Annotated in this window: 28 protein-coding genes and 1 pseudogene; 10 read left to right on the top strand and 19 right to left on the bottom strand. The window is 71.6% G+C overall.

The genetic code is table 11. The annotated features are described in order from the left end of the window. Positions 1 to 7 precede the first annotated feature (7 nt). Genes ACZ59A_RS32810 through ACZ59A_RS32800 form a run of 3 tightly spaced genes read left to right on the top strand, consistent with a single transcriptional unit; the run spans position 8 to position 3502 of the window. A complete protein-coding gene (locus ACZ59A_RS32810) occupies positions 8 to 2089 on the top strand; it encodes an acetate--CoA ligase family protein (RefSeq protein WP_470966269.1) in 2082 nt (693 codons plus the stop codon). Next, positions 2082 to 2867, top strand: a complete 786-nt coding sequence (locus ACZ59A_RS32805; RefSeq protein WP_470966266.1) for an enoyl-CoA hydratase-related protein — start codon at positions 2082 to 2084, stop codon at positions 2865 to 2867. Before ACZ59A_RS32810 ends, ACZ59A_RS32805 begins: the two co-directional genes overlap by 8 nt. Beyond that, positions 2867 to 3502, top strand: coding sequence for a mycothiol-dependent nitroreductase Rv2466c family protein (locus ACZ59A_RS32800; protein ID WP_470966264.1), 636 nt, complete (start codon positions 2867 to 2869; stop codon positions 3500 to 3502). The genes ACZ59A_RS32805 and ACZ59A_RS32800 overlap by 1 nt, the downstream gene beginning before the upstream one ends. A gap of 21 nt (positions 3503 to 3523) precedes the next feature. Here ACZ59A_RS32800 and ACZ59A_RS32795 read toward each other — a convergent pair whose 3' ends face one another. Both ACZ59A_RS32795 and ACZ59A_RS32790 read right to left on the bottom strand, forming a co-directional pair. Then, positions 3524 to 3949, bottom strand: coding sequence for a VOC family protein (locus ACZ59A_RS32795; protein WP_470966261.1), 426 nt, complete (start codon positions 3947 to 3949; stop codon positions 3524 to 3526). Between the two features lie 90 nt (positions 3950 to 4039). Beyond that, complete coding sequence (locus tag ACZ59A_RS32790; RefSeq protein WP_470966259.1) at positions 4040 to 4543, bottom strand: thioesterase family protein; 504 nt, start codon at positions 4541 to 4543, stop codon at positions 4040 to 4042. A 131-nt stretch (positions 4544 to 4674) separates the two neighbouring features. Between ACZ59A_RS32790 and ACZ59A_RS32785 the strand changes: the two are divergent. Both ACZ59A_RS32785 and ACZ59A_RS32780 read left to right on the top strand, forming a co-directional pair. Then, positions 4675 to 5127, top strand: a pseudogene (locus ACZ59A_RS32785) (tellurite resistance TerB family protein); the annotation flags it as partial. A 15-nt stretch (positions 5128 to 5142) separates the two neighbouring features. Next, positions 5143 to 5499, top strand: coding sequence for an ArsR/SmtB family transcription factor (locus ACZ59A_RS32780; protein WP_470966540.1), 357 nt, complete (start codon positions 5143 to 5145; stop codon positions 5497 to 5499). A 40-nt stretch (positions 5500 to 5539) separates the two neighbouring features. Here the strand turns inward: ACZ59A_RS32780 and ACZ59A_RS32775 are convergent, their stop codons facing one another. The 8 genes from ACZ59A_RS32775 to ACZ59A_RS32740 form a co-directional block, all read right to left on the bottom strand. Continuing rightward, the gene (locus ACZ59A_RS32775; protein WP_470966257.1) at positions 5540 to 6160 is read right to left on the bottom strand and encodes a hypothetical protein; all 621 of its coding nucleotides are present in this window, start codon (positions 6158 to 6160) and stop codon (positions 5540 to 5542) included. Between the two features lie 24 nt (positions 6161 to 6184). After that, on the bottom strand, positions 6185 to 7282 hold the full coding sequence (locus ACZ59A_RS32770) for an ABC transporter substrate-binding protein (RefSeq protein ID WP_470966255.1): 1098 nt from the start codon (positions 7280 to 7282) through the stop codon (positions 6185 to 6187). Between the two features lie 91 nt (positions 7283 to 7373). Beyond that, a complete protein-coding gene (locus ACZ59A_RS32765) occupies positions 7374 to 7817 on the bottom strand; it encodes a PaaI family thioesterase (RefSeq protein WP_470966252.1) in 444 nt (147 codons plus the stop codon). 48 nt (positions 7818 to 7865) lie between these two features. After that, entirely contained in the window at positions 7866 to 8537 is a 672-nt protein-coding gene (locus ACZ59A_RS32760; RefSeq protein WP_470966250.1) for an enoyl-CoA hydratase-related protein, read from the bottom strand. A gap of 39 nt (positions 8538 to 8576) precedes the next feature. Then, positions 8577 to 9149 carry a TetR/AcrR family transcriptional regulator gene (locus ACZ59A_RS32755; protein WP_470966247.1) on the bottom strand — a complete coding sequence of 191 codons (573 nt, stop codon included), beginning with the start codon at positions 9147 to 9149 and terminating at the stop codon, positions 8577 to 8579. A gap of 225 nt (positions 9150 to 9374) precedes the next feature. Next, complete coding sequence (locus ACZ59A_RS32750) at positions 9375 to 10106, bottom strand: FAD:protein FMN transferase (RefSeq protein ID WP_470966537.1); 732 nt, start codon at positions 10104 to 10106, stop codon at positions 9375 to 9377. A 43-nt stretch (positions 10107 to 10149) separates the two neighbouring features. Continuing rightward, a complete protein-coding gene (locus tag ACZ59A_RS32745; RefSeq protein ID WP_470966244.1) occupies positions 10150 to 10566 on the bottom strand; it encodes an FMN-binding protein in 417 nt (138 codons plus the stop codon). A 23-nt stretch (positions 10567 to 10589) separates the two neighbouring features. Further along, complete coding sequence (locus ACZ59A_RS32740; protein ID WP_470966242.1) at positions 10590 to 11954, bottom strand: ferredoxin reductase family protein; 1365 nt, start codon at positions 11952 to 11954, stop codon at positions 10590 to 10592. A gap of 147 nt (positions 11955 to 12101) precedes the next feature. Between ACZ59A_RS32740 and ACZ59A_RS32735 the strand changes: the two genes are divergently transcribed. Both ACZ59A_RS32735 and ACZ59A_RS32730 read left to right on the top strand, forming a co-directional pair. After that, entirely contained in the window at positions 12102 to 12836 is a 735-nt protein-coding gene (locus tag ACZ59A_RS32735) for a response regulator transcription factor (protein WP_470966239.1), read from the top strand. Continuing rightward, positions 12833 to 14302 (top strand): sensor histidine kinase, encoded by a 1470-nt coding sequence (locus ACZ59A_RS32730; protein ID WP_470966236.1) that lies wholly within the window; start codon positions 12833 to 12835, stop codon positions 14300 to 14302. The genes ACZ59A_RS32735 and ACZ59A_RS32730 overlap by 4 nt, the downstream gene beginning before the upstream one ends. 21 nt (positions 14303 to 14323) lie before the next feature. On the opposite strand, the gene allB is transcribed toward ACZ59A_RS32730, so the two are convergent. The 4 genes from allB to ACZ59A_RS32710 all read right to left on the bottom strand — a co-directional run bounded on the left by allB (position 14324) and on the right by ACZ59A_RS32710 (position 19158). Continuing rightward, the gene (allB, locus tag ACZ59A_RS32725; RefSeq protein WP_470966233.1) at positions 14324 to 15664 is read right to left on the bottom strand and encodes an allantoinase AllB; all 1341 of its coding nucleotides are present in this window, start codon (positions 15662 to 15664) and stop codon (positions 14324 to 14326) included. 63 nt (positions 15665 to 15727) lie between these two features. Beyond that, positions 15728 to 16453: an aspartate/glutamate racemase family protein gene (locus ACZ59A_RS32720; protein ID WP_470966230.1), complete on the bottom strand. Its 726-nt coding sequence runs from the start codon at positions 16451 to 16453 to the stop codon at positions 15728 to 15730. A gap of 61 nt (positions 16454 to 16514) precedes the next feature. Beyond that, positions 16515 to 18005, bottom strand: coding sequence for an NCS1 family nucleobase:cation symporter-1 (locus ACZ59A_RS32715; RefSeq protein WP_470966228.1), 1491 nt, complete (start codon positions 18003 to 18005; stop codon positions 16515 to 16517). A gap of 205 nt (positions 18006 to 18210) precedes the next feature. Next, entirely contained in the window at positions 18211 to 19158 is a 948-nt protein-coding gene (locus tag ACZ59A_RS32710; RefSeq protein WP_470966226.1) for an aldo/keto reductase, read from the bottom strand. Positions 19159 to 19242: 84 nt separating this feature from the next. Between ACZ59A_RS32710 and ACZ59A_RS32705 the strand changes: the two genes are divergently transcribed. The 3 genes from ACZ59A_RS32705 (at position 19243) to ACZ59A_RS32695 (ending at position 21665) form a co-directional block, all read left to right on the top strand. Further along, a complete protein-coding gene (locus ACZ59A_RS32705) occupies positions 19243 to 19884 on the top strand; it encodes a TetR/AcrR family transcriptional regulator (protein ID WP_470966223.1) in 642 nt (213 codons plus the stop codon). A gap of 56 nt (positions 19885 to 19940) precedes the next feature. After that, on the top strand, positions 19941 to 21023 hold the full coding sequence (locus ACZ59A_RS32700; protein WP_470966220.1) for a DUF4037 domain-containing protein: 1083 nt from the start codon (positions 19941 to 19943) through the stop codon (positions 21021 to 21023). A 78-nt stretch (positions 21024 to 21101) separates the two neighbouring features. Next, on the top strand, positions 21102 to 21665 hold the full coding sequence (locus ACZ59A_RS32695; protein WP_470966217.1) for a dihydrofolate reductase family protein: 564 nt from the start codon (positions 21102 to 21104) through the stop codon (positions 21663 to 21665). A gap of 20 nt (positions 21666 to 21685) precedes the next feature. Here the strand turns inward: ACZ59A_RS32695 and ACZ59A_RS32690 are convergent, their stop codons facing one another. The 5 genes from ACZ59A_RS32690 to ACZ59A_RS32670 all read right to left on the bottom strand — a co-directional run bounded on the left by ACZ59A_RS32690 (position 21686) and on the right by ACZ59A_RS32670 (position 24957). Then, positions 21686 to 22831 carry a cytochrome P450 family protein gene (locus tag ACZ59A_RS32690; RefSeq protein WP_470966215.1) on the bottom strand — a complete coding sequence of 382 codons (1146 nt, stop codon included), beginning with the start codon at positions 22829 to 22831 and terminating at the stop codon, positions 21686 to 21688. A gap of 29 nt (positions 22832 to 22860) precedes the next feature. Beyond that, on the bottom strand, positions 22861 to 23340 hold the full coding sequence (locus ACZ59A_RS32685; protein WP_470966212.1) for a hypothetical protein: 480 nt from the start codon (positions 23338 to 23340) through the stop codon (positions 22861 to 22863). Then, positions 23324 to 23815, bottom strand: a complete 492-nt coding sequence (locus ACZ59A_RS32680; protein ID WP_470966209.1) for an RNA polymerase sigma factor — start codon at positions 23813 to 23815, stop codon at positions 23324 to 23326. Before ACZ59A_RS32680 ends, ACZ59A_RS32685 begins: the two co-directional genes overlap by 17 nt. A gap of 117 nt (positions 23816 to 23932) precedes the next feature. Further along, positions 23933 to 24544 (bottom strand): class F sortase, encoded by a 612-nt coding sequence (locus ACZ59A_RS32675; protein ID WP_470966207.1) that lies wholly within the window; start codon positions 24542 to 24544, stop codon positions 23933 to 23935. After that, entirely contained in the window at positions 24541 to 24957 is a 417-nt protein-coding gene (locus ACZ59A_RS32670; protein WP_470966204.1) for a sortase-dependent protein, read from the bottom strand. Before ACZ59A_RS32670 ends, ACZ59A_RS32675 begins: the two co-directional genes overlap by 4 nt. Positions 24958 to 24991 lie beyond the last annotated feature (34 nt).

The following is a 24991-nucleotide window of genomic DNA, read 5'->3' as shown; positions in this document are numbered from 1 at the left end:
GCCGGGGATGGGTACGAGGGACAACCTCCGGCGCCTGCTGAGCCCGCGCCACATCGCGGTGTTCGGCGGCGACACCGCCGCCGAGGCGATCCGCCAGTGCCGCCGCGCGGGCTTCACCGGGACGATCTGGCCCGTCCACCCCAGGCGTACGAGCATCGAGGGCCTGCGCTGCTACCCGAACGCCACCGCGCTGCCCGGTCCACCGGACGCCTCGTTCCTCGCCGTGCCGAGGGATGCCACCGTCGAGGTGCTGGCGGAACTCGCCGCACGCGACGCGGGCGGAGCGGTCTGCCACGCGTCGGGGTTCGCCGAGGACGGGCCGACCGGTGCGCGGTGGCAGCGCGAGTTCGTGCGCGCCGCGGGGCAGATGGCGGTGATCGGGCCCAACTGCATCGGCATGCTGGACTACCTCGACGGTGCGGCCCTGTGGGCCGACCAGCACGGCGGGCGGCGCGTGGACCGCGGTGTCGCCATCATCACGCAGAGCGGCAACATCGGCCAGAACCTGACCATGCAGCGCAGATCGATGCCACTGGCCCGGCTGGTGACGGTCGGCAACGCCGCCGTGACCGGGGTCGCCGAACTCGTGGAAGCCCTGCTGGAGGATCCCCGCATCACCGCGATCGGCCTGCATCTGGAGGGCATCGACGACCCCGCGGGCCTGTCCCGGGCCGCCGTACGCGCCCTCCACCGGCGCGTCCCGATCGTCGTGCTGAAAACGGGCCGGTCGGAACTGGGCGGCCGGGCCAATCTGAGCCACACGAGTTCGCTGGCGGGCTCCGATGTGCTCTGCGATGCCTTCTTCCGGCGCCTGGGAATGGCCCGGGTGCACCAGGTCAGCAGCTTTCTGGAGACCTTGAAATACCTGCATGTCCACGGGACGCGGCCCGGGGCGCGCATCGCCTCCGCGAGCTGTTCCGGTGGCGAGGCGTCGCTGCTGGCCGACCTCGCCCACGACCATGAGGTCGAACTGCCGCCGTTTCCGGACGACGCCGCCCGGCGGCTGGGTGAGGTGCTCGGCGAACGCGTCTCGGTCGCCAACCCCTTGGACTACCACACCTACATCTGGGGCGACTTCGACGCACAGCGGAGCTGCTTCCACGCGTTCCTCGCCACCGGTTTCGACATGCACCTCCTGGTGCTGGACTTCCCACGGGCGGACCGCTGCTCCCCGGACACGTGGCAGACCACTCTGGACGCCTACCTGGCCGCACACCGGCACACCGATGCGCCCGCCTGCGTGGTCAGCTCGCTGCCGGAAGGGCTGCCGGAGCCGGTGCGCACCCGGCTGCTGGACGAAGGCGTCGCCCCGATGCAGGGCATCGCCGAATGCCTGACGGCGATCGCGGCGGCGCGCCACATCGGGCTGGCCCAGCAGTCGGCCGATACGGTCCAGCCGCTCGCCCCGGCGACCGCGCCGCCACCCAGGGCGCTTCCGCTCGACGAGTGGCGCGGCAAGCGGGTCCTCGCCGACTGGGGTGTGCCCGTACCGGCGGGTGCCGTGGCCACTGCCGAGACCGCGGCCGAAGTGGCCCGGGACATCGGATTCCCGGTGGTGGTGAAGGCGGTGTCGGAGACGATCGCGCACAAGAGCGACGTCGGCGGGGTGCACCTCGGCCTGACCGGGGAACCGCAGGTGCGCGACGCGGTGGCCGGGATGGCGGGGCTCTCGGGCCGTTTCCTCGTGGAGCGCATGGTCCGTGGCGCGGTGGCGGAACTGATCGTCGGGGTCCACCGGGACCCGCAGTTCGGCCCGGCGCTCACCATCGGCGCGGGCGGCACGATGGTCGAGCTTCTCGGCGACGCGGTGACCCTGCTGCTGCCCGTACGGCGCGACGAGATCCGCGCCGCGCTGCGGCGCCTGCGGATCTGGCCCCTGCTGACCGGCTACCGCGGACAGCCGCCGGGCGACGTCGACGCGGTCGTCGACGCGGTGACGGCCGTAGCCGAGTACGCGCGCGACCACGCGGACACACTGCTGGAACTCGACATCAACCCCCTGCTGGTCCTGCCCGGCCACGGCGGCGTGGTGGCCGCCGACGTGCTGATCAGGCTGGGGACCGACGAACGAGGAGGACTGGATGGCTGACCCGGTACGCACGGAAGTCGACGGCGGCATCCTGCTGGTGACCCTGGACCGGCCCAAGGCGAACGCGATCGACGTGGCCACGAGCCGCGCGCTCCACTCGGCCTTCGACAGGCTGGCCCGGGACGAGGAGCTGCGCGTGGCGGTGCTCACCGGCGCCGGGCAGCGGTTCTTCTCGGCGGGATGGGACCTCAAGGCCGCGGCCTCGGGCGAAGCGATCGACGCCGATCACGGCCCCGGTGGCTTCGCGGGCCTCACCGAACTCTTCGGCCTCGACAAGCCTGTCATCGCGGCGGTGGGCGGCCTCGCCCTCGGCGGTGGTTTCGAACTCGCCCTGGCCGCCGATCTGATCGTCGCCGCCGACCACGCCGAGTTCGCCCTGCCGGAGGTGACGCTCGGCATGATCCCCGACTCCGGCGGGGTGCTGAGGCTTCCCCGGCGCCTCCCGCAGGCGGTGGCCAGGGACCTCCTGCTGACCGGGCGGCGGATGCCCGCGCACGAGGCGGAGCGGTGGGGTCTGGTCAACCGTGTCGTCGACGGCCCCGACACACTGGACGCGGCCATGCGACTGGCACGCGACATCTGCGCCGGGGCACCACTGGCGGTGGCGGCCATCAAGGAGATCCTGCGGACCACGGACGGTTCCACGATCGAGGAGGGCTACGAGCGGATGCGCCACGGCGACCTGCCCGCATACCGGGCCATGCTGACATCCGACGACGCGGAGGAGGGCCCGCGTGCCTTCGCCGAAAAACGCCTGCCCCGGTGGACCGGCCGCTGATGGACCAACACCGGACCGCCGACTTCTGGTTCGACCCCGTCTGCCCCTACACCTGGATCGCCTCGCGCTGGATGGTGGAGGTCACCAAGGTGCGGCCGGTGACCGTCCACTGGCGGGTGATGAGTCTGGCGGTGCTCAACGAGCACCGGGAGGACAACCCCGAGGGCGACTGGGGGGACTTCCTGTGGGCTCCGGTGCGGGTGTGTGCCGCGGTGGAGAAGCGGTTCGGACAGCGTGCGCTCGGTGACCTCTTCCAGGCCATGGGCGCCCGCCTCCACCTCCGGGGCGACTGGGGAAACCTCCCGGGCGCACTGACGGATGCCGGACTGCCGGAGGAGATGGCCGAGGCCGCCGGATCCACCGCGTACGACGAGGCGATCCGGTCGTCGCACGCCCAGGCCGTCGCCCTGGCCGGTGTCGACACCGGCACCCCGGTGGTGTCCGTCACCGGGCCGGACGGCGAGCGCGTCGGCTTCTTCGGCCCCGTCGTCTCCCCCGCGCCGACGGGGGAGATGGCCGGACAGCTGTGGGACGGTTTTCTCCGGATCGCCACCGTGCCCGCCTTCTACGAGATCAAGCGCACCAGGACCGAGGAGCCGCGGTTCGACATGACGCGGACGACGCGACGCCTCTGAACGACTCCGGCGGCAGTGGACTCAGACGACCGGCTGGCCGATGCCCAGCATGTTCCCCTCGCTGTCACGGAACCAGGCGCCGCGTTCACCCCGTGCGCCCTTGCTCGGGTAGTTGCCGTCGATCTCGGCGATCCCGTCCCGTGTGCGCAGCCCGGGCAGGTCGACCTCCTCGAACACCACGCCGCGCCGCTTGAGGTCCGCCACGGCCGTCTCGATGTCGTCGACCTCCCACCCCATCTGGGTGAAGGTGCCGGGCGAAGCTCCCGCCGACAGGAACAGCGCGAAGTCCACACCTCCGCACCGATAGAGCAGCCCACCGGGCCGTTCGTCCACGGGCTCCAGACCGAGCCGCTCCGCGTAGAAGCGCCGCGCCCGCTCCAGATCCTGGGCCGGAAGCCTGGTCGCCGCGCGTGCCCGGGCGAGGATGCCGCTGTCGTCCGTATTCATGCCCCTACTGTGCCCCGCGCGGCGGCCGGGGCGGCGGACCCGCGCACTCCGACGAGTCGCCGGCGCACTCGCACCGACGGCCGGAACCGGCTAATCGGCACCGAGCAGGGAGGGGATGGTGGCCAGTCGGCGCCAGTGAGAGGCCGGGTCGGGCACGAGGCGGCGCGTTTCGAGGTCGAGCACGCCGATGACGCTTTCCACTGTGGCGGCCAATGTGCCGTCGGTGCACAGGAGTTCCTGGGTGACCCGGCCGGTTTTCTTGTCGGCGCCGCCGTACGTGAACACGCAGGTGACGTCGAACTCCTCACCGGCGCGCAATTCGCGGTGGTAGCGAATGGTGGTTTCCAGGTTGACGGGCCCCAGAGCGGCCCGTGCCATCTCCGACAGGTCGACCCCGGCTTCCCGTACACAGGTCCAACGGGCGTGGTCGGCGAAGTCCACGTAGGCGGAGCCGCGTACATGGCCGTTGGTGTCCAGGTCGCTTTGGCGGACGGCGAGCCGGACGCGAAACGGCTGGCCGGGGGCGGGGCCCGGCTCAGGGGCGGAGGTGGATTCGGACGTGGACTCGGGTGTGGGAGTGTTCTTGGGGATCACGGCACACATCATTCCCGGTCAGGGCCGGGTACGTAACAAAAACGCCAACCCGCGCGGGCGGAATCCGGGCATAGATCTACAACATTGTAGAATTCCTCCTCGCGCGGAGGAGTACTGACAAGGAGACGTGGATGGTGCTGTGGGACCGCCTCAAGGACTCGGTCCAGGCCATGCAGGCTCAGCTCACGGCGAGAAAGGCCGAGCTGCGGAGCGGGGGGTTCCGGGACGCGAGCATGGCCATGTGCGCCCTGGTGGCGGCGGCGGACGGCACGATCGACCCGTCCGAGCGGCAGCGCGTCGCCCAGCTCATCGCCACCAACGACGTGCTCCAGAACTTCCCCTCGGACGGCCTGCACCACCGCTTCGAGGAGCACCTCGACCAGCTGACCGCGGATTTCGCCCTCGGCAGGGCGAGCGCCCTGCGGGAGATCGGCAAGGCGAGGAAGAAGCCCGCCGAGGCGCGGGCCGTCATCCAGATCGGCATCGTCATCGGCTGCGCCGACGGCTACTTCGACGAAAGCGAGCGAGGTGTCGTCCGTGACGTCTGCTCGGCCCTGGACATCCCTCCGGCCGAGTTCGACCTGCACCGGGCGCTCCGGGTGCCCCGCCCATACCCGGCCCCGGACGACCGCCCCGAGGCCGTCCTGCCCGGCGACGACCTTCAGGTCTTCCTCAAGGCGCTGGCCAGCGGAACACGCCAAAGGCTCTACGCGCACTTCGCCGACGGGGAGGAGCTGACCGTAGGCGAGATCGCCGAACGTGCCGGACTCGGCCCGTCGACCACCTCCGAGCACCTCGCGGTCCTCCGGCGCGGCGGCCTGCTCCAGTCGACGCGCAGCGGCAAGCTGGTCCGCTACCGCGCCGACAGGGACGGCATCACCGAACTGCTCGGGCAGCTCCAGTCCTACCTTCTCGCCCCGTCCGAACCGCACGGCCCGCCCCCTTCCGGCGGCTGATGTCCGGACCGATCCGGACCTGACCGAACCGGCCGTACGGTCAGGTCCTGGGACGTACCTGGATGCCCGCCCGGTCGTATGCGCCGTAGGTGATCTGATCCTCGGCGACGAGCAGCACCACCCAGCAGTCGCCCCGCTCCCACACCAGGCACTCGTCCCAGTCCTCCTCGGCCCCGAGGGACCGGCAGGCGCCTTCGGGCAGCGGATCGCCGAGCCGGTCGCGGAGCATCCCGGACACCCGCCGGTACTGGGCCGCGAAGTCCTCGGCCGTGGCCTCGGGGTTCACATCCGCCCGGCTGTGGAAGGGGCCGAACTCGTTGTCCCACTCCTCCGGGCTGGACGGATCGGTGAAGTACGCGAAGGGGTGCTCCACGAAACAGCCCGCCCGGCAGTCGGGGTGATCGCAGACCACCGTGGGGTCCGGCTGGCGGCGGCATCCGGGAGCCTCCCCGAGCAACAGCCACCAGTCGTCCACCAGCTCCTGCCCACTGATCCACCAGGGCTCTTCCCAGCCCACGCCCGGTGCGTCGGGATCCTCGCCGTCGCACCAGCCGTTGCGCGCGAAGGCGCCCTCGAACGCGTGCAGGCTCCAGGGCAGATCCGCGAGTTCGATCATGCGGTCCACGAGGACATCGTCGAAGGACAGTAGTTGCATCGCCATGGACGAACGCTATCCGGCCGTTTCTCAGCCGGTGTGAAGGATCCGGAAGCGATCGGGTTGCGCCGGATCTCGATCAACGACCTGGACCGGCGCCCACGTCCATTGCCACACGCTGATGCCGGGCGTGCGGGAGAACTGGATCCGCCCCCGGGTGCCTTCGACGGCGACGCGCGGCCAGGACTCGGCAGTGCGCGCCCGGTCCACGCCGTGAGAACGCAGCACCTCGGCGAGGACGGCGACCGTGTCGTAGCCCTCGAAGGCGACGAAGGAGGGCGCTTCGGCCAGCCGCTCGCGAAGGGTCGCCTCGACGCGTACACCCAGCGGGCCGAGGCGCCCGGGCAGATAGCGCAGGAACGGGATCGCGGCGCCGTCGGCACCCAGCGACGCCGCCCATTCGGCGAACTCCGGCTGCCCGGCCGGAGCACCGATCAAGATCTCGGCGAGGCGCTGGTCGCGGCGGACGGCCTTGACGATCGGCACCGCCGGTTCCGGGTGGCCGACCAGAAGGAGAAGGGCCGTCGCGCGCTGGTCCACGAGTGCGTCGCACACGGCCGTCGGCGCCAGCGCCCGCGTGTCGAGTTCGGTGAGGGTGCCGCCGCGTGGCGCGAGACGGTCCCGCAGAACGCGCGCCCCGGCTGCCCAATAGGCGCTCGGCTGGGTCGCTACGGCGATTCGGCGGTGCCCCGCGCCGAGGAGGAAGTCCGTGTAGATCTGCCAGCCGCGGGACTGCGGGGGAGAGAGGCGTGCGACCCATTCTGTCGGCTGTTCGGTGAGCGCGTCGAGAACCGCCGACGAGCAGAGGAACGGCCATCCGAGGGCGTCGGCCCTGGTGGCGACGGCGCGAGCGACGACGCTGTGATACTCACCCGCCAAGGCCGCCACGCCCAGACGGGCCAGCTCGTCCACGGCCGCCACGGCCCTCCGCGGATCGGCCGCGGTGTCCCGGACCACCAGCTCGAGTGGCCTTCCGCCGATCCCGCCCGCGTCATTGACTTCGCGTACGGCCAACTCGACCCCGGCGAGCAAGTGTTGGCCCGCCCCGACCCAGCCGGGCCGGGTGAGCGGAACGAGCACGCCGATCCGGACGGGCGAGCTTCCCGTGGGGCGCGCTTGGGTGACCATGCCGGACATTGCATCCACCACCCTCGTCAACGGGCAACCGATTAAATCCGCGAACGGCCCGCGCCACCGAACGTCGGCCGCGGCCGACGTTCTAGAGGATGAGGCAGGTGGTGGTGGCGTGGGCGAGGAGGTTGCCCTGCTCGTCCAGCACCTTGCCCTCGGCGGTGGCGGTGCGGCGGCCGACGTGGATCGTGGTGCCCTCGGCGGTGAGCGTCTGCCCGTCGGTGCGGGCGGCGCGGATGTAGTTGACCTTGAGTTCGAGGGTGGTGTACCCGGCCCCGGCGGGGAGGGTGGTGTGGACGGCGCAGGCCATGGCGGAGTCGAGGAGGGTGGCGGCGATGCCGCCGTGGACGGTGCCGAGGGGGTTGGCGAAGTCGGGGCGGGTGTCGAGGGAGACGACGATGCGGCCGTGTTCGACCTCGTCGAAGCGCATGCCGAGCAGACGGCCGATGGAGGGTATGTCGGTGGGGCGTTCGGTCTGCACCCAGCGCATCAGCTCCAGGCCGGACATGGCTGCGAGGTCGGTGGTGGTCATGGTCGTTCTCCTTGGGGGAAGCGGTTGGGCAGGGCGGTGCGGTGCTGGTCAGCCGAGCGGGTTGGTGGTGTCGCGCAGGGTGGCCAGGGTCGGGGCGTACATGCGGGCCTTGATGGTGCCGAGGGTGTCGCCTGCCTTGCTCACCTGCGCCTGGGCCAGCTCGACGGCGGCGGAACGCACGGCGTCCTCGGCGACCGCCTGGTCGACGATGCCGGTGGCCGCGGCGTCGGACCCTCCGTAGCGGCGGGCGGTGAGCATGGCCTCGTGCGCGGTCTGCGGTGTCAGCCGGGACTGGATGAGGGCGGACATGCCCGGGGTGAAGGGGATGTTGATGTCCGCTTCGGGCAGGCACCAGAAGCCACGGTCGGCGCGCATCACGCGGAAGTCGTGGGCGAGGGAGAACATCGCCCCGGCGGCGAAGGCGTGCCCCTGCAGCGCGGCCACCGTGATGACCGGCAGCGACAGCAACCGCGCGAACAGCTCGTGGACGGAGACGACGTAGTCCTGGTGCTCGTCGGCGTGGGCGAACAGCCAGTCCAGGTCGAGGCCGTTGGACCAGAACTTGCCCGTGGCGGCGGTGACCAGGGCGCGGGGGCCCTCCGCCTTCTCCACCTCGCCGAGTGCGGCGCCGACGGCGCTGATCCAGTCGGGGTGGAAGCGGTTCTCTCCGTCTCCGAGGTCGAGGACGAAGACGTTGTCCTGACGGTCGAGCGAGGGCATGACGGCTCCTTCGAACTGGGTAGGTGACCCTGCGGTGGCTCAGGACCGGGGTTCGGCCTCGGGGCGGCCGCGCAGGGCGTGGACGAGCAGGTCGTGGATCTCGGCGGCGGCTGCTTCGAGCGGGGCGGTGCTCTGCTCGGCCCGGCACATGATCACCGCGCCTTCGACCGCGGCGATGACGAAGGCGCCCAGCCTCCGGCCGCGTTCTTCAGGCAGGCCGTGCCGGACGAACAGGGCCGCGAGGGCCTCCTGCCAGCGGGCGAAGACGGCGGCCGCGGAGCGGGTCAGACGGGGTGCGTCGTCGTTGGTCTCCACGGCCACCGCCACGATCGGGCAGCCCGCTCTGAAGCCGCTCTCCGTGAGCCGGTCGCGCCACAGCCCGAAGAACGCGTCGACGGCCTCGACCGGATCGTCGGCCCGCGCGGCGGCCTCGATCAGTCCGGCGATGAAGTCCCCCGCCAGCGCCACCGCCTCGTCGATGAGCTGCGTCCGCCCGCCGGGGAAGTGGTGATACACCGAGCCGCGAGGGGCGCCGCTGTGGGCGAGCACCCGGTCGATGCTGGTCGCGCTCGCGCCGTACTCGCGCAGCAGGGCGGCGGCGCTGAGGACCATCCGGTCGCGACTGTCACTTTTCCGCGGGCTCACCCGCCCCCACCGCCTTCCCGATCAGGATCTACCTGTCGGTAACTTATGGGGGATGGCATAGAACACGCAAGAGGGGTCCTGCGATCGCTCCATGTGGCCGGGGAATACGCCTCGCTCATGCCGTGGAGGGCGTCGTGGACGTCGAATGCCCGATGGCCTCGTGCCTCCGCCCGAGGCGTCGCGCGCCGCCCGTCACATCCCGGCCCCGGCGGCCTCGGGAAAGCCGGGGGTGCGCCAGACCTCGCCCGTCGCGGTGACGCCCAGTGCCTCGTACCCGTCCAGCGCCTCGGTCCAGGCGCGGGCCCCGGCGCCCATGGCGAACGCGGCCGTGGCGTAGGCGTCGGTCCGGGTGAGGCCGTGGCCGGTCAGGGTGAGCGAGACGAGGGCGCGGGCGGGCTCGCGGGTGTGCGGGTCCAGGATGTGCGGGCCGCGCTCGGCCGTCCCCGAGGTGGCGACGGCCAGCTCGTGCCCGGTGACCACGGCCGCCAGCTCTCCGGGGCGGGCGGGGTGGGCGACGCCGATCCGCCAGGGTGTGCCGGGGGCGGCCTCGCCGCGCGTCTGGATGTCGCCGCCGCCGTTGACACAGGTATGGTGCGCGCCCGCCTCGTACAGGAGCCGCGAGGCTCGTTCGATGGCCCAGCCCTTGACCATTCCGGACGGGTCGAGCCGGCCACCTGGGGTGTGGCTGAACCAGCCGCCGGTGGCGTACGCCGCCTCCTCGCACAGCGCGATCACCTCGGCCACCTCGGGCCGGTACCGCTCCGGAACCGGTTCGCCACGGCCGAGGCGGCTGATCGCGCTGTCGGTCCGGTAGGTGGAGAACACCTCGTCCACGTGGTGCAGCCAGGCCACGGCCTCCTTCAGTGCTTGGCGGACGGACGGGGTGACCGGGTCGCGGACGTCGAAGGAGAACACCGTGCCCATGGCGTGCTCGACGTGGCGCAGCCCGCGCGCGGGGGCGGCTGCCTCAGACACCGGCTCTGTCCAGTGCGCTCTGCAGGGACCGGGTGTACCCCTCGCTGGTGTAGGTGGCGCCGGACACCGCGTCGATGTGCGCGCTCTGGGCGCTCAGCGCCTCACGGGTGAGCTGCGGTACGGCGTCGGCGGCGATCTGCTGGGAGCGGGGGCGGTCGGACGGCGTCCGGAGCGCCTTGACGGCGGTGATCTTGCCGTGCGAGAGCGTGACGGACACCTGGACCGGCCCGTACGAGGTATTGATCACGTTGCCGGTGTACGTGCCGGAGGCGCCGCCGGTTCCGGTGCTGGACGGGGACGCCGGTGACGGCGCCGCCACGGCCGGGGCAGGGTTCTGGTGCGGTTTGAGCGACAGCAGCAGGATCACTCCCGCCACGGTCGAGACGGTGGTGATGGCGGCTTTGCGCATGGCCTGGCTCCTGTTCATCCGGGTCAGAACGCGAACGACTCGTGGTGGATGTGCCTGCGCGGCACCCCGGCCCCGCGCAGGGCCGTGACCGCGGCCTCGGTCATCCCGGGCGGCCCGCACAGGTAGACGTCGCGCTCGGCGAGGTCGGGCACCAGACCGCGCAATGCCTCCGGGGTCAGTGGTGAGGAGTACGCGGCCGGCTCGTCGACGACGTAGTGGACGGCCGCCCCGCGCGCGGCGGCCAGCGCGTCCAGTTCGGCGCGCAGGGCCAGGTCCTCGGGGCGCCGGGCCCGGTAGATCAGGGTCACCTCGCCGGGAAGCGTCTCGAAGAGGGTCCGCAGCGGGGTGATGCCGACGCCGCCACCCAGCAGCAGGGTTTTGCGGGTGCGGCGGCGGCGTGCGGTGAAGGCCCCGTACGGTCCCTCCGCGAGCACCCGGGTGCCGGGTGCCAGCCGGGCGAGGGCCGTGCTGTGGCCGCCGGACGCCTTGACGGTGATGCGCAGGTACGCCGGGTGCGGGGCGGCGGACAGGGAGTAGGGGTTGGCCGCCCACCACAGGCCCCGCGCCAGGAACCGCCAGCGGAAGAACTGGCCGGGCTCGGCGCGCAGCCCCTCCAGCCCGCTGCCCGACAGATACACCGACACGATGCCCGGCGCCTCGGGCCGGACCTCGGCGACGTACAGCCGGTGGCGCAGCGCCCGGCGCACCGGGACGGCGAACCGGTACCAGGCCAGCAGCGCCGCCACCCCTATGTAGAGGCTGTACCAGGCGAGCTGGGCGGGGCGGTTGCCGGTGAAGTCGGCGCCGTTGGAGAGCTGGTGGCCGAAGACCAGGAAGACCGCCAGATAGGTGGCGAAGTGCAGGAAGTGCCACGTCTCGTACGCCACCCGGCGGCGCACTGCACGCGCGGACACGATCGCGGTGACCAGGAACAGCAGAAAGCCGATCGTGCCCTTCAGCAGGTCCGGATAGTGGAGGACCAGGGTGGTGGCCTGCTCCACGACGCCGGTGTGCGATTCCAGCGAGTATCCCCAGATGATCAGCAGCACATGGGCGGACGCGAGGGAGACTGTGTAGCGGCCGCCCATGGCGTGCCAGCGGGCCAGCCGGTCGGTGCCGACGGCACGGTCCAGCAGCGGTACGCGCGCCATCAGCATCAGCAGGACCGCGCACGCGTAACCGGCCAGTAGCCCGGTGATCCGTCCGGCGCCGGTGAGCCAGCCGGTGGCACCGACCACGGAGGCGGTGTCGCTCCACCAAAGCGCCAGGACGGCGACGGCCCCGCCCCAGATCAGCAGGTGCGCCAGGGCCGGGACGGGGCTGGGCGGGCGCGGCGCCGACCGGGAGGGGCGGGTCATGGCCGGGGCCGACGGTGTCGTGCTGGTCATGGGGATCCTCTCGGTGTACGGCCTGGTCAGCGTCACCGTCGAAGCTCTGAAGACCCTATGAACCGGGCCGACCGCCTCGGATTCAGAGGAAACTCAGAGGAAGGGCGGACCTCGGCACGGTGCGCCGCGAGGGATGCTGGATTCATCATGGATACGCACACCACCAGCCGCTTTCTGCTGCGGCCCGATGGCGCCCGGGTCCGCGTCCTCGTCGTCGACGACGAGCCCGATCTGACCGAGGTGCTGTCGGGGGCGCTGCGCTACGAGGGCTGGGAGGTCCGTACCGCCGCCGACGGCGCGTCCGCGCTGGCCGCCGTGCGGGCGTTCCACCCGGACGCGGTGGTGCTCGACTGGATGCTGCCGGACACCGACGGGCTCACGCTGCTGCGCGCGCTGCGGGCCGAGCTGCCGGACGTGTGCGTGCTGTTCCTGACCGCGCGCGACGCGGTGGAGGACCGGATCGCGGGGATCACGGCGGGCGGCGACGACTACGTGACCAAGCCGTTCAGCCTGGAAGAGGTGCTGGCCCGGCTGCGCGGGCTGCTGCGCCGGGCCGGGATGGCCCGGGAGCCCGGCGACGACCGGCTGGTGGTCGGGGACCTGGTGATGGACGAGCAGGCCCGGGAGGTGACCCGCGGGGGAGTGGCCGTGGAGCTGTCCCGTACCGAGTTCGAACTGCTGCGGTTCCTGATGCGCAACCCCCGCCGGGTGCTGTCCAAGGCGCAGATCCTGGACCGGGTGTGGAGCTACGACTTCGGCGGCCAGGCCCATGTGGTCGAGCTGTACATCAGCTATCTGCGCAAGAAGGTCGACGCGGGGCGGGCGCCGCTGATCCACACCGTGCGCGGGGTCGGCTACGTCCTGAAGGCGGAGGCGCCGTGAGGCGGCCGCTCCTCGGAGGGCCAGGCCGGTGGCTTCCCCGTACGCTGCGCGCCCGGCTGACCGCCGGGCTGGTGGTGCTGCTGGCGGTGGCGTCCCTGACGGTCGGGCTGACCACGGTGTTCGCCCTGGAGGGGTTTCTGGTGCGCCGGCTGGACCAGCAGCTCACGGCGGCCGGCGGCCGGTTCCCGGCCAGCCTGGAGCACGGTGAACGGCACCCGGACGCCGACAACCGGCCCGATACCCGCGGCCAGTCGGAGGACACCTTCGGGGCCCGGCTGCTGCGCGGCACGACGACGGACGCGGCGGTGGTGCGTGACCAGACGGACGCCGCCGTACCGCTGACCGCCGACGACCGGCGGGTCCTGGCGGACCTACCGGTCACCGGCCGGGGACACACCGTCCATCTGTCCGCGCTCGACGGCTACCGGGTGGTCGCGGTCCCAGGGGACGACGGCGACGTCCTGATCACCGGGCTGCCGCTGCGCCCGGTGGAGGAGACCGTCCACCGGCTGGAGACCGTCGAAGCCGTGGTCTTCGGCAGCGCTCTGCTGGTCACCGGGGTGGCCGGGGCGCTGTGGGTGCGGCTGTCGCTCCGGCCGCTGCGGCGGGTGTCCACGACCGCCGCCGAAGTGGCCGAGCTGCCGCTCGCCAGCGGTGAGGTGGCCATGCCTCCGCCGGTACCGGACACCGATCCACGCACCGAGGTGGGCCAGGTGGGCACCGCGCTCAACCGGATGCTCGGCCACGTCGGGGACGCGCTGGCCCGTCGCCAGGCGAGCGAGGAACGGCTGCGGCACTTCTCCGCGGACGCCAGCCACGAGCTGCGCACACCGGTGGCCTCCGTCCGCGGCCACGCCGAGCTGGCGCTGCGCCACCCGGGGCCGGTCCCCGACGAGGTGCGCCGCGCTCTGGAGCGGATCCAGGCCGAGTCGGAGCGGATGTCCACCCTCGTCGACGATCTGCTGCTGCTCGCCCGGCTCGACGCGGGGCGCCCGCTGGCCCGCCGGCCGGTGGATCTGACCCGGCTCGTGCTGGACGCGACGGGCGACGCGCGGGCCGCGGGGCCCGGCCACCGCTGGACGATGGAGCTGGCCGAGGAGCCGATCACGGTGACCGGCGACGAACACCGGTTGCAGCAGGTGATCGGCAACCTGCTGGCCAACGCCCGGACCCACACACCGGCCGGGACCCGGGTCACCGTACGGCTCGCGGCGGACGGCGAGGGCTGGGCGGAGCTGACGGTGTCGGACGACGGTCCCGGTGTGCCCGAGGAGATCCAGGGCGAGGTGTTCGAGCGGTTCGCGCGCGCCGACCACGGACGGTCCCGGGCGGCGGGCGGTACGGGGCTGGGGCTGGCTATCGTCCGTGCCGTGGTCGCGGCCCACGACGGCACGATCACGCTGACCAGCGGGCCGGGCTACACCGTCTTCCGGGCCAGGCTTCCCCGACGTGCCGCGGTGCCTTGACATACCAGCCGGGCGTCGCGGTTATCCGTCGGTCCTCTCGATCAGCTTTCCGGTCTGCTGTGTGATGCGCCCGTGCTCGGCGATGCGCTCACCGCGCAGCCAGGTCTCGCGGACGACGCCGTGCAGTGTCTTTCCGGCGTAGGCGGTGATCTGGTTGCGGTGGTGGAGCTGGGCCGGGTCGACGGTGAAGGTCTCCTCGGGGGCGAGGACCACGAAGTCGGCGTCGCGGCCCGGGGCGATGGCGCCCTTGCGGTCCAGACCGGCCAGCCGGGAGGGAGCCGTGGACATCCAGCGCACGACGTCCTCCAGGCTGTGGCCGCGCTCGCGGACCGCGGTCCAGATGGCGGGCAGGCCGAGCTGGAGGGAGGAGATGCCGCCCCAGGCGGTGCCGAAGTCGTCGGTCTTGAGGTCGGTGGTACAGGGCGAATGGTCGGAGACGATGCAGTCGAGGGTCCCGTCGGCCAGGCCCTGCCACAGGGCGTCCTGGTTCTCGCGCTCCCGGATGGGCGGGCAGCACTTGAACTCGGTGGCCCCGTCCGGGACTTCCTCCGCGGTGAGGGTGAGGAAGTGGGGGCAGGTCTCCGCGGTGATACGGACACCCTCGCGCCGGGCCTCGGCGATCATCGGCAGTGCCTCGCTGGAGGACAGGTGCAGCACATGGACGCGGGCACCGTGCTCGCGGGCCAGCTTGATCAGGAGTGCGATGGCGTCGTTCTCGGCCGCACGGGGGCGGGAGGCGAGGAAGTCGGCGTAGGCGGGGCCACCCTGCTGCGGGGCGGAGGCCAGGTGGCCGGGGTCCTCGGCGTGCACGATGAGCTGCCCGTCGAACGAGGCGATCTCGGCGATGGCCTCGGCCAGCTGGTCCGGGTCCAGCTCGGGGAACTCCTCGACGCCGGAGGGTGAGAGGAAGCACTTGAAGCCGAAGACACCGGCCTCGTGCAGCGGCCGCAGGTCGCCGACGTTCCCCGGGATCGCGCCACCCCAGAAGCCGGTGTCGATGTGCGCCTTGGAGCGCGCCACCATCTGCTTGACGCGCAGGTGCTTCACGGTGGTGGTGGGCGGCAGCGAGTTGAGCGGCATGTCGACGAGCGTCGTGATGCCACCCGCGGCCGCCGCCCGCGTGGCCGTGAAGAAGCCCTCCCAGTGGCTGCGCCCCGGGTCGTTGACGTGCACGTGCGTGTCGACCAGGCCGGGCAGCACGGCGTCGTCACCCACGTCCACCAGCCGGGCTCCTGCCGGTACTTCGGCGTGGTGCGGGAGAACGTCCACGATCCGGCCGTTCGCGACGGTCACGGACGCCGGGCGCGTGCCCTCGGGGGTGATGACGCGGGTCGAGCGCAGTACGAGCTGTATGTCGGGCAACGAAACGCCCCTCCTTCAGTGTGGGTCTTCTGCCTGGGTGTTCCTGAGTCCCCTGGGCGGCGGTCAGCCGAGCCGCGGGGGCCAGTTCGTGAAGGACTTGGGGCGCGGTGGGGCGTACGTACGCACCTTCGAGGTCGTCAGCCCCAGCCGGACGAGGGACTCGGCGATCGTCACGGCGGCCGACACGCCGTCGACGACCGGAACGCCGGTACGTTCGACCACGCGTTCCGTCAGCCCGGACATGCCCCCGCAACCGAGACAGATCACTTCCGCGCGGTCGTCCTCCACCGCGCGGACGGCCTCGCCGACGATGGCCTCGACGGCGGCCTTCTCGTCCCGCTCCAGATCGAGGACGGCCAGTCCACTGGCCCGCACCGAGGCGCACCGGGCGGCGAGACCGGCCGTGTGCAACCGGTCCTCGATCAGCGGGACGGTGCGGTCGAGGGTGGTGACGACGGAGTAGGCGCGGCCGAGGAACTGGGCGGTGCTCGCCGCCGCCTCGGTGATGTCCACGACGGGTACGTCCAGCAGCTCCTGCAGCCCCTCCCGGCCGTGTTCGCCGTAGCCCGCCTGGATGACGGCGTCGAACGGCTCCGGGTGGGCGCGTACGGTCTCCATGACGGCGATCGCGGCGAGGTAGCTCTCGTAGTTGCCCTCGACGGACTCTGCCCCGAAGGAGGGGGTGAGCGGGATGATCTCGGTGCCGGGTGACGCCACGTCGGCAGCCTGTCGGCCGATCGACTCGGTCATGGAGGCGGTGGTGTTGACGTTCACGACGAGGATGCGCATGGACGGTGCTCTCCCGGGCGAGTGCGGACGCTAGTGCTGTGACGTATGCCGACGGGTCGGCTCATTCGGCCGCGACGGCGATGGCCTCGCCGTCGACGTTCTTGTACGGCCGGGTGCGGTCCGCGATCACCGCGTACACCAGCGCGCCGACGAACGCCCCGATGAACCAGGAGAACCCGGCGACGGCATGGAAGGTGGGCACGAGGGCCGTCACGACCGCGATGGTGGCGGCGGGGATGAAGGCGGCGACGGCGCGGGGGTTGTAGCCGTGGCGGTAGTGGTAGTCGCCCCCCGGTTCGTCGGAGTAGAGGTCCGGGACGTTGACCCACGACTTCCGCAGCAGCCAGTAGTCGGCCATGATCACGCCGAACAGCGGCCCGAGCAGGGCGCCGAGCCCGCCCAGGAAGTAGTTGACCACCACCGGGTTGTTGTAGAGGTTCCAGGGCAGGATCACCAGCCCGATGGAGGCGCTCACCAGACCGGCTCGCCGGAAGTTCAGCCGCTGCGGGAAGAGGTCGACCAGGGCGTAGATGGGCGCGACGAAGTTGGCGAGCAGGTTCACCGCGATCGTCAGCGCGACGAGGGCGAGGGAAGCGGCCGCGAGCAGGAACATGTTCGGGATCGTCCGGACGATGTCCGTGGGGCTGGTGATGACGTGCCCGCCGAGCTTGAACTGCGCACCGCTGAGGACCACGGCGATGAGGGCGAAGAACAGCATGTTCACCGGGATGCCGATGACGTTGCCCCACACGATGGCCTTGCGGCTCTTGGCGGACCGGGTGAAGTCGCAGAAGTTCAGCACGAACGTCCCGTAGATCACCACCCACAGCGCGGCACCCTGCAGGATCTGCAGCCACATCGCGCCGCCGGTGAGCGGGTCGTTGGTGGACAGCGCGATGGAGCCGTCGGCGCGCACGAACATCCACACCGCGAGCGCGCACATGGTGATCAGGGTGGTGGGCGCGGCGAAGGCCATGTACCGGCGGATGACCTGCATCCCGTAGCTGACGATGGCTACTTGCAGCACCCACAGCGCCAGGAAGGTGATCCAGCCGAGGGCGGAGAGGCCGAGCGCGGAGTGGGAGTCCAGCCCCCGCAGACCGGGAGCCATCGCCAGGATCAGGGACTTCAGCACCGAGGCCGCGAGGTAGGTCTGGATGCCGAACCAGGCGATGGCGACGATGCCTCGGACGGCCGCCGGGATCTTCGCCCCCTTGATGCCGAAGGCGATGCGGCTCATGACGGGGAAGGGCACGCCCGTCTTGTGGCCCATGTAGCCGGAGAGCGTCAGCAGCAGGAACAGCAGCACGGACGCGAGCGCGAAGGACAGCAGGATCCCCCACACGTTCAGGCCGAGCGCGAAGAGGCCGAAGGCGAAGGCGTAGTTCCCGAGGCTGTGCGCGTCGTTGGCCCAGAGGGTGAAGACGTTGTAGGCGCCCCAGCGGCGCCCCTCCTTCTTCGTAGGGGCGAGGTCATAGGTGTACAGGCCCGAACTGGCGGCGTTGGTGGTGCTGGTGGTGCCCTGGGACGACCGGTCTTCCACGGCAGTCATCGAGCTGCCCCCAATCTTCCGTTTGTTCACGGGTCAAACCGAGTAGGCGACTGAGTGTTTCCGTAAGACGGAAATACAATTCCGTGAACCAGAAAAGTAGTTTTCGGCAACTCCAGCGTCAAGGGGTGCTGGCCGAGAACTTCAGTATGCGGGCAAACCGTCTGCGACCAGCCGGAACGCTCTGCTATGCCCCCTGTGTCCTCCGTCAGTGGCGCGGGGTGGTGTACGAGTGCGACGGGACCGCGTCGAGCGCGGCGAGGGTCTCCTCGTCGAGGGCGAGCGCGCCCGCCGCCAGGTTCGCTTCGAGATGGCGAGCGTCGGCGGTGCCCGGGATGAGCAGCACATGGGGGGCGTGGTGCAGCAGCCAGGCCAGTCCGACCTGTGCCGGGGTGCATCCCAGGTTACGGGCGGTGGCGAGCACGGTCGGCTCGTCGGTCACCTTGGGAAGTCCCGGGAGCGCGCCGCCGAGGGGGAAGTAGGGCACCCAGGCGATCCGCTCGTCCCCGCAGAGCCGGAGCATGTCCTCGTCGTCGCGCGCCACGAGGCTGTGGGCGTTCTGCACGCAGACGATGCCCGCCGGGAGGGCCCGGCGCAGTCCGTCGAGGGTCACGCTGCTCAGCCCGATCTCACCGATCTTGCCTTCGCCGCGCAGGGCTATCAGCTCCGCGAGCTGGTCGTCGAGGTCGACCACCTGATCGTCCGGGTAGGGGACCGTGATCCCGCTGTCGGGGCGGCGGAGGTTCACCACCGGGATCCGCTCCAGCCCAAGCGTGGCGAGGTTCTCCTCGACACCGGTCCGCAGCTCCTCGGGCCGCTGCGCCAGACGCAGCGGGTGCGGGCCGCCGGGGTCGGAGGCGGCGCCGACCTTGCTGACGACCAGGACGCCGTCGTCCTGGGGGCGGAGCGCCTCGCGGATGACGTCGTTGACGAAGCCGTCGCCGTAGAACTGGGCGGTGTCCACGTGGTCGACGCCGAGGTCGAACGCGTGGCGCAGCAGGGCGACGGCGGCGCGGCGGTCCCCGTGCAGGCGGGCCAGCTGCATCGCGCCGTACCCGACGCGCGAGACGGTGCGACCGGCCATCGGGCCGGGGCCACCCGGGCGCACGGTCCCGGCAGGGGCGGCCTCGGAGGTGGGGGTGTTTTCGGGCGTCATGAACTACCTGCTCCCGTGAGAAGATGAGTGAAACGGAGGAACCTCCGTTACGTCCACCGTAGCACTACCGGAGGTGCCTCCGTTTTGAATCGGTCCGAAACGCCGCCGCCCCGCGGCCCCGCAGGCTCGCCCGGCACCGCCGGACAGCCGGTCCGCCGCGATGCGCGGCGCAACCGCGAAAAGCTCATCGCCACCGCCCAGGCCGCCTTCGCGGCCGCCGACGGCCCGGTCGCGCTGGAGGCCATCGCCCGCCGGGCCGGAGTCGGAATCGGGACCCTGTACCGCCACTTCCCCACCCGCGAGGACCTCGTCGACGCGGTCTACGCCGCCGAGCTGGAGGACGTCACCGCGAGTGTCCCCACCCTGCTCGAACAGCACCCCGCCGACGTCGCGCTCCGGGCCTGGATGGGCCGCTACGCCACGTTCGTCGCCACCAAGCGCGGGATGAGGGAGACGCTGCGCGCCGGTTTCGCCTCCGGGCGCATCGCGGCCCCCTCACGGGAGCGCGTGACCACTACGATCGCCACAATCCTCGAACAGGGCGTCGCGGCGGGCACCCTCCGCGCGGACGTCGCCCCCGAGGACGTCACCATGATGCTCGTCGGGGTCTTCGTCGCCATCACGGACGGCGCCCCCCAGGAGCAGACCGATCGCCTGCTGGACCTCCTCACCGACGCGGTCCGCCCGCGGGACACCGGCAAGATCATCGTGCGGGACCGCGCGTAAAGAGACCGCGCGTAAAACAGATGGCTTCGGTCAGCGGGCACCGGCACAGTGGGCTGATGGCGATCTCCGGCGGCAGGTTCATGCCCGGCATCGAGCTGTCCAAGATCTTGTATGAGGAGGCGGTGCGGCCGATCCTCCACAGCGCCTTTCCGGAATTGCCGTACGCGGCCGCTCGGGTCGGCAGCGGCTCCGAGGTGCTGGGCTTCGACACGCCGCGGTCCGCGGATCACGAGTGGGGTCCGCGGCTGCAGGTGTTCCTGACGGCCACGGATCATGCCCGGTACGGCGCGGACATCCATCGGCTCCTGGGGGAGCGGCTGCCGAAGCGGGTGCGGGGCTGGCCCACCCACTTCCAGGAGAGCGACGATCCGCTGGATCCGGTCGGGCGTATGCGGCCGACCGAGGGACCGGTCAACCACCGCGTGGATGTGTACGACGTGGACGGGTGGCTGACCGGACAGCTCGGACTGCGGTCGGCCGACGCACCGCCGAGCGTTCAGGAATGGCTGGCGATGCCGCAGCAACGGCTCGCCGAGACCACGGGGGGCGCGGTCTTCCACGACGGGTTCGGCGCCCTCACCGCCGTGCGGGACAGCCTGGCGTGGTACCCGGACCAGGTGTGGCGGTACCTGCTGGCGTGCCAATGGCAGCGGATCTCGCGGGAAGAGGCGTTCGTGGGGCGTTGCGCGGAGGTCGGGGACGACATCGGATCAGCCGTCGTGGCCGGTCGTCTGGTCCGGGACCTGATGCGGCTGTGCCTGCTGCTGGACCGCCGATACGCCCCGTACGGCAAGTGGCTCGGCAGCGCGTTCGGCCGACAGCCGGTGGCCGAGTCGCTCGCCCCGTCCCTGCGCGGTGCACTGGCGGCGACGGACTACCCTGCCCGGGAAGCGCACCTGTGCGACGCCTACGAGGCCGTCGCGTCGCTTCAGAACGCGTCCGGCCTCACCACCCCGGTCGACCCCGAGCGACGGCGCTACCACGCGCGCCCCTTCCTGGTCCTGCACGCCGAGCGCTTCGCGCACGCACTCGCCCGGACGGTCACGGATCCAGAACTCCGGGAGTTGCCGCTGGTGGGAGGCGTCGACCAGTGGGCGGACAGCACGGACCTGTTCGAGCAGCTGGTCGGGGAGAGCTGAGGGAATCCCGCGAGCGGCGATGAGTTCCGGTGCGTGCGGCGGTCGTAACGTCGAACCCGTCACCGAGGAGGACTTCTGATGCGCGGCGTGACGTATTCGATGAGCGTCTCACTCGACGGCTACATCGTCGGGCCGGACGGCGGCATCGACTGGACGGTGCCCGACGAGGAGGTCTTCCGCTTCTGGATCGACGAGATCCGAGAGGTCGGCGTCCACCTGCTGGGGCGACGGCTGTACGAGACGATGCTGTACTGGGAGACCGCCGACCAGGATCCCTCGCTCGGCGACTCCGAGCTCGAATGGACAGCGCTCTGGAAGCCGCTGCCCAAGGTGGTGTTCTCCACCACGCTGTCGGCTGTGCAGGGCACTGCCCGCCTGGCCTCCGGGAGCCTGGCGGAGGAGATCGAGCGGTTGCGGGCCGAACCGGGGGAGGGCGACATCGCGATCGGCGGCGCGACGCTCGCCGCCGAGGCGGCCGCGTCGGGCCTGATCGACGAGTACCGGGCCATGGTCTACCCGGTGCTGATCGGCGGTGGCATTCCGTTCTTTCCCCGGCACGAGCGCCGGGTGGATCTCGAACTCGTCGAGACCCGCACCTTCGGCTCGAAAGTTGTCTACCTCCGCCACCGCGTGGCGCGCTAGGCCGCGATGCCGCTGTCGGCCTAGACGAGAACAGGGAGCGTCAGCAGGCCGCGAACCAGGCGGGTCGGACGCCAGACCAGTTCTTCCGGGTCCACCGCTTGCCGGAGGTCCGGAAAGCGGGTGAGGACTTTCCGGAGGGCGACTTCCGCCTCGGCCCTGGCCAGCGGAGCGCCGACACACCGGTGGATGCCATGGCCGAAGCCGAGGTGTCCGGTGGCGTCCCGTGCGAGGTCGAGCTGACCGGGTGCGGGGAAACGGGCGGGATCGTGGTTGGCGGCTCCGATGGCCACCTGTACCGGAGCGTCGGCGGGGATCTCGGTGCCGCCGAGGGTGAGGGTCTCCGTGGCGTACCGGAACGTGGCGGTGCTGACGGGGGAGCTGTGGCGCAGCAGTTCGTCCAGTGCGCCTGGTACGAGGTCCGGCGCGTGGCGCAACCGTTCCAGCTCGTCGGGCTGCCGCAGGAGCGCGAGGAGCGCGCTGCCGATGAAGTTGGTGGTGGTTTCGTGCCCGGCGACGAGGAGGAGAACGGCGAGGGACACCAACTCCTCCTCGCTGAGCCGGTCTTCGCCGTCACGGGCCCGGATGAGGTCGTCCAGAAGCGTGTCGCCCGAGCGATCTCGTTTTTCGGCGATGAGGCCCGCCATGTACGCGGCCATCGCGTGCGAGGCGGCGTCGATGAGTTCGGGCTGCCCTGCCGCGAACAGATCGGCGGACCAGCGCTTGACGTCCGAACGGTCGCCTTCGGGTACTCCGAGCAGCTCGCAGATCACGGTGACGGGAAGCGGCATGGCCAGGTCGGCGATGACATCGACCCGGCCATGCGTGGGCCAGCCGTCCAGAAGGGCATCGGTCACCCGCTCGATGAACGGACGCATCGCGGCGACGGCCCCCGTGGTGAACGCCTTGGTCACCAGCCTGCGCAGGCGGGTGTGGTGCGGAGGGTCGCTGGCCAGCATGTTCTGCGTCAGGGCAGGGTGCAGCCGTCGTGTGGAGCCTTTGTCGGCGAAGAAGGCGGCGGTGTTCTTCGACAGGCGTGGGTCGGCGAGCGCCTGCCTGGCTTCCGCGTATCCGGTGACGAGGTAGCCTGTGTGCCCGGATGAGCCGCTGTGTACGGCCCGCACAGGGCACGCGGACTGCTCCTGGTGGTGCTGCGGGGAATCCTTCACGCGGTCAGGCTCCCATCCGCCCGAAGCGACTAGCGGCGGGGGGACTGGTCGGGGGTGGGGAGGACGGTTCCGCGGCGGACATCCGAGGGGTTGGCCCGGGGCGAGCTGGGTGTGGCCGACGGTCGGCTGCGAGGGGGCGTCGGTCCGCTCTTGGATGCGGAGTCGCTGGGCTGGGGGTTCCTGGTGGGGCGCTGCTCGGCGGGGCCGGAAGACGCCGAGGGGGTGGGTGGCACGACGGGGGCGTTCGCGGGCGGCGGGGTGAGCGGGGGCCTCGGGGACGCGGGGGCGTTGGGCGTTGCCAGGTGGAGCGGCAGGGCGATGAGGGCGGCGACCGCGCCGGTCAGGCCGATCCCGGCGGCGGCGCGGAGCGTACGGCGGCGGGCCGCGGCGCGGCGGATCGCCGCGTAGCGGCCGGGGGGCGGGCCGAGCGGGCCGGTGGGCGGGCGCAGGATCACCGCGAGGAGGTCGTCGGGTTCGGGCTCCGTGCCGTCGTCAAGGCGTGTGGTCAAGGCTTCTCCTCAGGTGGACGCGGAGCAGTTCCCGGGCCGCGTGGAGGTCGGCCTTGACGGTTCCTTCCTTGCGTCCGGTCAGCACGGACACCTCCCGGATCGGCATGTCAGCGTAATAGTGCAGCAGGATCGGGACGCGCAGCCGTTCCGGCAGCGACTGCACGAGCAGGCGTACCGACGGATCGGTCTGTTCGGTGTGGGGGCGGAGAGCGGCTTCCGTGGTGATGCGGCGCATGGCCTTGCGTTCGCGCTCCAGCTTGCGCCAGTGGTCCCGGACGAGGTTGGCCGCGGTGACGTAGAGAAAGCCGCGGGGCTCCTCCACGGAAGTCCAGCGGGCCCAGAGACGGGTGAACGCCTCCGAGGTGATCTCGTGGGCCGTCTCATCGTCGTCGACGAGACGGCGGCACCAGCCTGCGAGGCTCGGGTAGAGGGCGGCGAACAGCTCGGACGCCGCCTTGTCACGGGACCGTTTCAACGTTCTCCATGGTCGTGGTCGCACTCGTAGGGGCACTCATGGGGGCACTCATGAGGGAGGAGCCCGGGCCGACGGCGTACGTTCCATCGGCCCGGGACCGGTCATCCGGGAGCGCTGTCAGGTGTCGGTGGCGCTCAGCGTGGCGAAGACGATCACGTTGTCGAGGTAGCCGTCGCCGGAGCGGGCGCCGCCGCAGGTGATGAGCCGCAACTCGGGGAGTTTGACGTCCCCGTAGACGTCGTCCGTCGGGAAATCCGCCTTGGGGACGGTCCGTACGGAGTCCACGGCGAACTCCGCCGCCGTGCCGTTCTCCAGGCGCGCCGTGATCCGGTCGCCGCGGCGCAGCCGCGTGAGGTGGCGGAAGACGCCGTCCCCGTAGGCGCCGGCCGTGACATGACCGAGGATCACCGACGGGCCGGTCTGACCGGGAGTCGGCGAATTCCGGTACCAGCCCGCCCGGTCGTGTGCGGTGACCGGGGGCACCCGCACACTGCCGTCGCGCGCCAGCCCCAGCTGGATGACCGGGGTGTCGACCCCGATGGCCGGGATCCGCAGCCTGACCGGGACCGAACGCCCCAGGGGGCGCGCCGCCTTGCCGGAGGCCGGTCCGGGCGGTGGCGTACGCGTGGGGCGTGCGGCCGTGGCCCGGGAGGTCCGGTCGGCGCCGCAGCCCACGAGCAGCGAGCCCATCGCCGCGGTGGCGAACGCGCGCCTGGAGAGCGGAGTCATGCCCCGGTCGCCCGGCGGCGCCGTACGACGTAGACCGTCGCGCCGCCCATCAGCAGCGCCGCCGCGGCGCCACCGCCGATCAGCCCGCCTTCGGTCCCGGAGTCCGAAGACGGCTCCGTGGCACCGGTGTCGGGCGCGCCCTTCGGCACGGCGGAGACCTGGCCCCGGCGCGACTCCTCGCGGGGAACCGGGGCGGCCTTGTCCGGCGCCTTGCTCGCTTCCTCGCTCGCTTCCTGGCGCGGCGACGGGACGGCGTCGGCCGGCACCTTGGTCGCCTGCTCGGGGACGGGCCGGGCGTCGGTGGCCGGAGACTGGGCCGGGGCCGGGGGAGTCCGGTCGGCGAACGCGGGCCCGCTGCTCGCCAGCACGGCGGTGCACGCGAGCGCCGCGGCGCTGAGGATGGTTCGGCGCATGGAATCGCTCTCTTTCGTCGGTCCGCCCGCCATG

It is taken from the genome of Streptomyces sp. NPDC040405, assembly GCF_055595765.1.
This window is presented reverse-complemented; position numbering and strand designations above follow the sequence as displayed.